Source organism: Rhizobium sp. LARHSG275, from assembly GCF_052871115.1.
This window is the reverse complement of sequence record NZ_JBIXJN010000011.1, coordinates 235515-243277: the sequence shown is the minus strand read 5'-3', so window position 1 is coordinate 243277 and position 7763 is coordinate 235515. Positions and strand designations below refer to the sequence as shown.

4 protein-coding genes are annotated in these 7763 nt (G+C 62.1%); 3 read left to right on the top strand and 1 reads right to left on the bottom strand.

Features of this window, described 5'->3' with window-relative positions:
- Nucleotides 1-802: DUF4082 domain-containing protein (locus ACIPSK_RS17250; protein WP_170278471.1), on the top strand; the 802-nt coding region annotated here is incomplete at its 5' end.
- Nucleotides 803-903: 101 nt separating this feature from the next.
- Entirely contained in the window at nt 904-2088 is a 1185-nt protein-coding gene (locus ACIPSK_RS17245; RefSeq protein ID WP_162116751.1) for a GTP-binding protein, read from the top strand.
- Between the two features lie 526 nt (nt 2089-2614).
- Here the strand turns inward: ACIPSK_RS17245 and ACIPSK_RS17240 are convergent.
- Nucleotides 2615-2815, bottom strand: coding sequence for a hypothetical protein (locus tag ACIPSK_RS17240; RefSeq protein ID WP_312857983.1), 201 nt, complete (start codon nt 2813-2815; stop codon nt 2615-2617).
- 1 nt (nt 2816) lies between these two features.
- On the opposite strand from ACIPSK_RS17240, the gene ACIPSK_RS17235 reads away from it, so the two are divergent.
- Nucleotides 2817-7751, top strand: coding sequence for a DUF4082 domain-containing protein (locus ACIPSK_RS17235; RefSeq protein WP_446532951.1), 4935 nt, complete (start codon nt 2817-2819; stop codon nt 7749-7751).
- Nucleotides 7752-7763: the final 12 nt, after the last annotated feature.

Genomic DNA, 7763 nt, shown 5'->3' with positions numbered 1-7763 from the left:
CCACGGCGCCAACGATGCGCCGGTGCTCGCCGTCCAGACGACGACCCAGAACGCCACCACCGGCTCCGCCTTCTCCTTCGTGCTGCCGACGACGACCTTTACCGATGTCGACAGCGGCGAGACGCTGGCCTATTCGGCAACCGCTGCCGATGGCACGGCGCTGCCTTCCTGGCTGAGCTTCAACGCCTCGACACGCACATTCTCCGGCACGCCGACGACATCAGGAACCTACGGCGTCAAGGTGACGGCGACCGATCTCGGCGGCCTTGCCGCCAACGAGACCTTCAACATCGCCGTGTCGACGGCGCCGACGACCTATAGCCTGTTCTCCGCCTCCAGCACGCCGGCCCAGACGAACCTCAATGACGGTCAGCAGCTCGAGCTTGGCGTCAAGTTCACGTCGAACGTTGCCGGGGATGTCACGGGAATCAAGTTCTATCGCAGCGCCAACGACAACGGCCAGGACGTCGTCGACCTTTGGACCGCGACGGGCACCAAGCTCGGCACCGCCACCTTCACCACCACCACCGCGAGCGGCTGGCAGACGGTAAACTTCGCAACTCCGGTCACAATCGCCGCCAATACCACCTATGTCGCCTCCTATCACACGACCGGAGCCTATGTGGCGACCAGCAATTTCTTTACAGCTGCTGTCACCAACGGTCCGCTGACGGCACCAGCCACCGGCAACGGCGTCTTTGCCTATGGCGGCTCCGCTACCACAGGTCTTTTCCCGACCAACAGCTTCAATTCAACCAATTACTACGCCGACGTCGTCTTCCGGCCGCAGCTCGTCGCGTGACGCAAAGTATAAGGTTAGGGATCGGTTCGAATGAGGCTCATACCACGCAAATGCTGGTCGCGGCGAAGGGCGCTTCGACCGCCCGCATTCAAGGAATGCCGATGAACGGGATCGAGCGGCTGCCGGTAACCGTGCTGGCTGGCTTCCTCGGCGCTGGCAAGACGACGCTCCTCAGCCACATCCTGAATAACCGTCAGGGCCTGCGGGTCGCCGTCATTGTCAACGATATGAGCGAAGTGAACATAGACGCCAGTCTCATTCGAGACGGCGGCTGCAACCTGTCGCACACGACGGAGACATTGATTGAGCTCAGCAATGGCTGCATATGCTGTACCCTGCGCAACGACCTCCTGGCGGAAGTGCGGCGACTGGCTGAAGAGGGGCGATACGATTATCTGTTGATCGAGGGCACCGGCATTGCCGAGCCATGCCCGATCGCGGCAACCTTTTCCTTCCGCGACGAGAATGGTGTTTCGCTCTCTGATTTTGCGAAACTCGACACGATGGTCACCGTGGTCGACGCTGCAAACCTGTTGGCCGACTACAGCAGTGCCGATCTGCTTGCCGACCGCGGCCTGCAGCGCGACGGTGAGGACCGGCGCACACTCATCGACCTGCTGGTGGATCAGATCGAGTTTGCCGATGTTGTCGTGATCAACAAGATCTCGGACGCGGCCGAAGAGATCCGCGCTGATGTCCGCAAGATAGTTGCCGCGCTCAACCCGGATGCGCGCCAAGTGGAGACGGATTTCGGCAAGGTTTCTCTGTCAACCATCCTCAATACAGGCCTCTTCGATGAAGCAAAGGCCGCCGCGCACCCGCTGTGGCACAAAGAACTGTACAGCCCGGATGAGCATGTTCCGGAAACGGAGGAATACGGGGTCTCGAGCTTTGTCTATCGCACGAGGCGTCCCTTCGACCCCATCCGGTTTCGAGCATTCCTGGACGAGCCCTGGCCGGGGGTAATCCGCGCCAAAGGCCATTTCTGGCTTGCCACGCGCCCGCGTCACGTGGGTCTGATGTCGGCAGCCGGGGTACAACGACGCTGTGAGCCCATCGGGCTTTGGTGGGCGGCCGTTCCTCGACAAGACTGGCCGAGCCATCAGCAGTTTCGTCAGCAGCTCGAGAGCCGGTGGGACAGCGCTTGGGGCGACCGTCGGCAGGAATTGGTCTTTATCGGCGTGGGCATGGACGAGACAGGTGTGCGGACCGCACTGGACGGATGCCTCGCCAGCGCCGATCCGCGCGACTGGGCCACCCTCGAAGATCCGTTTCCGGCGTGGTAACACGGGGCGGCGCAGGACAACCCTCGCGTTAACCGGCTCGACCAGCTGGACCGGCCCAGAATTCCTTTCAACCAGTGTCAGCCACTTAGAGCGCCGCGCGTCTTTCAGACGCGCCAAGGACGCTCTAACACTTTGAATGGGCGCATAATCCTTTCCGAAAATCGATCCCGATTTTCGGGGTTATGCGCTGGCAATAGCCGCAGCCGGCGTTGGCGACTTGTCGGTCGGATATGCGGTGAGGATCATCATATCGGCGTATGAGGGTACCACCCATATACCCCGGATTGCTGACGTACGTTCGCGTAGCAAAGGTGCCAGAATGAACCTCTTGCTAGTGCGGTCGAGGGCCGGTCGATGGGAAGGGGGCGCCGCTGATGCGGAGAATTCATGTCAGTAATCGTGAGTACCTGAGTACATTTGGTGGAGCGTTGAGTATCTGTCGAGTATCCTCTGCCTGGAGCGCAGTCCTTGGATCCGACACGGTCGCATCTTCGACGAGTACCGATGGTTCCCCAAGCTTTGCCAATCAGAGCAGCGCAACCGTCCAATCCTCCTTCACCGGCCCGGTCACATCTTCCTTGATATCATCAGGCGACATGCAATCGTCCCCTGCATCGTCAACCGCGATGCCGGCGCCTGCGGCCGATGGCGGCGCGCAGGACACGTCCACGAAGACGGCGTCGGCTGCGACGGTTTTGCAGACACCTTCATCGACATCGCAACGCACAGTGCTTGGTCCGGATCCGTTCGAGGAGGCTGCGGCACTCCCTGCCGCTCCCACGCTTACGGGTGTTACCAGCGACGCCGATACCGGCAGCGCCAAGACGGCGGCGGCGGCCAGCTCTTCCAGCAGTCTCGATGCGGCTTCGTTGCGCCTTCAGGCATCGATATCATCCATCTCGGTGGAGCCGAGCCAGGACGGTTCGGCTGAGACGGCTGCGGCCCCGACAGCGCTGGCGGCACCGGTGACGGCGGTTACGGCTGCGGCGACGCCCAACAAGATCGCGCTCGAAAACCTGAAGCAGGGCAACCCGATCAGCGAGTGGGGTCTGCAGGGCGACGGCGGCGGCACCATCCAGGGCTTCGCTACCGAAATCAGCACGAATATCGGCCAGACCGTCGATTTCAAGATCGCCACCGATTCCACCCATTACCGCATCGATATCTACCGCATGGGCTATTATGGCGGGAACGGCGCGCGCAAGGTCGGCTCCATCGAACAATCGCTGACCACGGCGCAGATCCAGCCGCATCCGATCGTCGACATGTCGCTCGGCCTCATCGACTGCGGCAACTGGTCGGTCTCGGCGAGCTGGCAGATTCCGACGGACGCGGTCTCCGGCGTCTATTTCGCCAAGCTGGTCCGCGAGGACGGTGTCGAAGACGCCAGCATCATTCCTTTCGTCGTGCGCGACGACGCCTCCACCAGCAATATCGTCTTCCAGACGTCCGACACGACATGGCAGGCCTATAATGCCTGGGGCGGCGCCAGCCTCTATTATGGCCAAGTGCCCGTCGATCCCGCAGACATGATCGGCTACCTGCCGCCGAACTGCAGCTGCGGCCTGCAGGCCATCGGCCGGGCTTCGGCGGTCAGCTATAACAGGCCGATCATCACCAATACGAGCCCGATCGGTGGTTCGCACGATTACATCTTCGGCGTCGAATCCTCCGCCATCTCGTGGCTGGAGAAGAACGGCTACGACATTTCCTATATTTCCGGCGTCGATGCGACGCGCAACGGCGCGCTGCTGCTCAACCACGATGCCTATCTCTCCGTCGGGCATGACGAATACTGGTCTGCCGAACAGCGCGCCAATGTCGAGGCGGCGCGCGATGCCGGCGTCAATCTCGCCTTCTGGAGCGGCAACGAATGCTACTGGAAGGTTCGCTGGGAAAGCAGCATCGACGGCAGCGGCCAGGCCTACCGGACCATGGTCTGCTACAAGGAAACCTGGGGCACGAGCACGGATCCGAGCAATGTCGGCACCGGCACCTGGCGCGATCCGCGTTATGCCGATCCGGGGCAGCAGCCGGAGAATGCGCTGACGGGCACGATGTTCCAGGTGGACGGCTACCGTCAGGATACGATCTCCATCCCCTACGACTATTCGAACCTGCGCTTCTGGCGCAATACCGACGTTTCGGAGCTGCAGGAGGGCGAGACCTACAGCCTGGTGCAGAACCTGCTCGGCTACGAATGGGATGCCGATGTCGAGAACGGATTCCGTCCGGCTGGACTGATCGACCTGTCGCTCTCCTCGGTCTCGGTGAGCACGTATCTGCGCGACTACGGCGCGACGGTCGGCGATGCAGTGGCGACCCATAGCCTGACCATGTACCGGGCGGCAAGCGGCGCGCTGGTCTTCGGCGCTGGCACTGTCTTCTGGTCCTGGGGGCTGAGTGACAACCACCAGGGCCCGGCCACGTCAACCGATCGCAACGTACAGCAGGCGATGGTCAACATGTTTGTGGACATGGGCATTCAGCCGACGACGCTGGATGCGAGCATGATCCTTGCAACACAATCGACCGACACGCTGAAGCCCACCTCGTCGGTCACGTCGCCGATCATCGGTGCAAGCTTTCTCGAAGGACAGCATGTGACGATCACCGGCACGGCGCAGGATTTCGGCGGCGGCATCATTGCCGGCGTGGAAGTCTCGACCGATGGCGGCCAGCACTGGTTTAAGGCGTCAGGCCGCGAGAGCTGGAGCTATAACTGGGTCGTCCAGGCGAGCGGCACCTATACGGTCTTGTCGCGCGCCGTCGACGACAGCGTCAACATGGAGGCGCCATCGGCGGGCAAGCAGGTCACGGTTACCCTGCCGGGCACACAGGGTCTGTGGACGCTCGCGGAAAAGCCTGCGGTCGAAACGGCGATCGATCGCGATCCGGTCGAGCTCGGCCTGCGCTTCCAGGCGACGACGGCAGGTTCGGTGGAGGGCATCCGCTTCTACAAGGGCTTCTACAATATCGGCGACCATGTCGTCAGCCTCTGGAGCGCCAATGGAACGCTGCTGGCGACCGGCGTGTCGGTCGGCGAGTCGCTCTCCGGCTGGCAGACGGTGATGTTCTCCTCGCCGATCCAGATTGCCGCCGGCACAACCTATGTGGCCTCCTATCACACCAACGGTTTCTATTCCGCCACCAATAATTATTTCGGCAACACCTATGCCAGCGGCGCGCTGAAGGCCGTCGATGGTGGCGGCGTCTATGCCTATGGCTCCAATGCCGGCACATTCCCCGGCCAGAGCCTCGGCACCGGCACCAACTACTGGGTCGACGTGGTCTTCGATGCGGGGCCTAACAGCGCGCCGGTTGCGACCGACGATACGGGGCTGACCATCACCCGCAACGACAGCGTCGTCATCTCGATCGCCTCGCTCATCGGAAACGATACGGATCCCAATGGCGATGCGATGACGATTTCGGCCGTCGGCAACGCCGTCAACGGCACGGTGACGCTCAACAAGCAGAACCGCACCGTCATCTTCACGCCGACCAACAATTATTCGGGGTCGGCAAGCTTCACCTATACGCTGTCGGACGGGCGCGGCGGCACGGATCAGGGCAACGTCAGCCTCACCGTAAACCAGGGCCCTGCCGGGGAAACGCTGTTTACATCAAGCGAAGGGCCGACGGGCGCAAGCTTCAACGAAGGTCAGTCGCTGGAACTCGGGATGAGGTTCGTCGCTTCGTCCAGCGGCATGGTGACCGGCATCCGCTTCTACCAGGCGTCCGGCGATACCGGCTCGCATACCGGCTCGCTGTGGACGGCCGACGGCACGCTGGTTGCAACCGTCACTTTCGCCGGCAGCGGATCGGTGAGCGGCTGGCAGACCGCGACATTCTTGAACTCGGTGCATATTCTGGCCGGCACGACCTATGTCGCCTCCTACCACACGACCGGCAGCTATGTGGCGACAGCAAACTATTTCACATCAGCCCACACCAACGGCGCGCTGACGGCGCTCGCCGGCAGTAACGGCGTCTTCGGCAATGGCACGGATTTCCCAACCTCCAGCTACCAGTCGTCGAACTACTGGGTGGATGTCGTCTACAACCAGACAAGTAATGCGGTGCCGGTCGCTGCCAATGACAACGGCTACACGACTTATTCCAACACGGCGTTGTCGATTGCCGCAGCCAGCCTGCTTGCAAACGACACCGATGCCGATGGCGACCCGCTCAGCATCACCGGTGTCAATAGTGCGGTTAACGGAACGGTGACCTTCGACAGCCAGACCAAGTCTGTCATTTTCACACCGACGGCGGGTTATACGGGTGCGGCAAGCTTCTCCTATTCGATCTCGGATGGGTATGGCGGAATCGCCTCGACCACGGTCAGCCTCACTGTCGGCACGCCGCCCGACGGAGGCACGACGTCGAGCCTGTTCACCGGCGCCGACACCTCGGGCGTTACCGCCGCCAATGATGCCAACTCGGTCGAACTCGGCGTCAAGTTCATCGCTTCCGCCAGCGGCCAGATCACCGGGCTCACCTATTACAGGAGCGCCCAGGATACCGGCACGCATGTCGGCTCGCTCTGGACGGCGAGCGGCCAGGTTCTGGCCCAGGCGACCTTCATCAACGAGACGACGAGCGGCTGGCAGACGGTTTCCTTCACCCAGCCTATCAATGTTACGGCCGGCGCCACCTATGTGGCGAGCTACCATTCGAACGGCTTCTATTCCGCAACGGCGAACTACTTCACGATGGACCATACGAACGGCGCGCTGACGGCACCGTCGAGTGCTGCGAGCGGCGGCAACGGCCTTTATGCCTATGGCTCGGGCAGCCTGTTCCCGACCGCTTCCTACAATGCGAGCAATTACTGGGTCGACGTGCTCTATCAGCAGGGCGGCGCGCAGAATGCGGTTCCGGTCGCCGTCAATGACAGCGGCTTGTCGACCAATACCGGCACGCCGATCACCATCCAGGCCTCAGTGCTCCTGGCCAACGACACCGATGCCGATGGCGATCCCTTGTCGATCACCGGCGTCAGCGGTGCGGTCAACGGCTCGGTCGCCTACAACGCCCAGACCCAGACGGTGACCTTCACGCCGACGGCAGGCTATTCGGGACCGGCGAGCTTCAGCTACGCAATTGCAGACGGCAAGGGCGGCACGGCGTCGGCGCAGGTTGCGCTCACCATCAACGGCGGCCAGACGGCAGGGCCGGAGCAGAACCTCTTTGCCGCCGATGCGACACCTTCAATCGTTTCCGTCAACGACAACCAGCCGGTCAATCTCGGCATGAAATTCCAGGCGGACACGGCAGGCTGGGTCACCGGCATCCGCTTCTACAAGGGGGCAGACAATACTGGCCCGCACAACGGCTATCTCTGGACCGCCTCGGGCACATTGCTCGGCAGCGTCAGCTTCAGCAACGAAACGGCAAGCGGCTGGCAGACCGCGACGCTCACTCAGCAGGTCGCGGTCGCCGCGGATACGACCTATGTCGTTTCCTACAGCACCAACGGCAATTATTCGGCGACCGGCAATTACTTCAGCACCGATGTGACGAGCGGCGACTTGAGGGCACTCGGCGGCACCAACGGCGTCTATGCCTATGGGTCGAGCGGGTTGTTCCCGAGTGCCAGCTATAACAGCACAAACTACTATGTGGACGTAGCATTCAGGCCGCAGCTCGCGGCGTAAAGGAAGCGAGCG

Bases quoted from the DNA above. Each gene is read 5' to 3' on its own strand.
- ACIPSK_RS17245 (WP_162116751.1), top strand. From the start codon at position 904: ATGAACGGGATCGAGCGGCTGCCGGTAACCGTGCTGGCTGGCTTCCTC.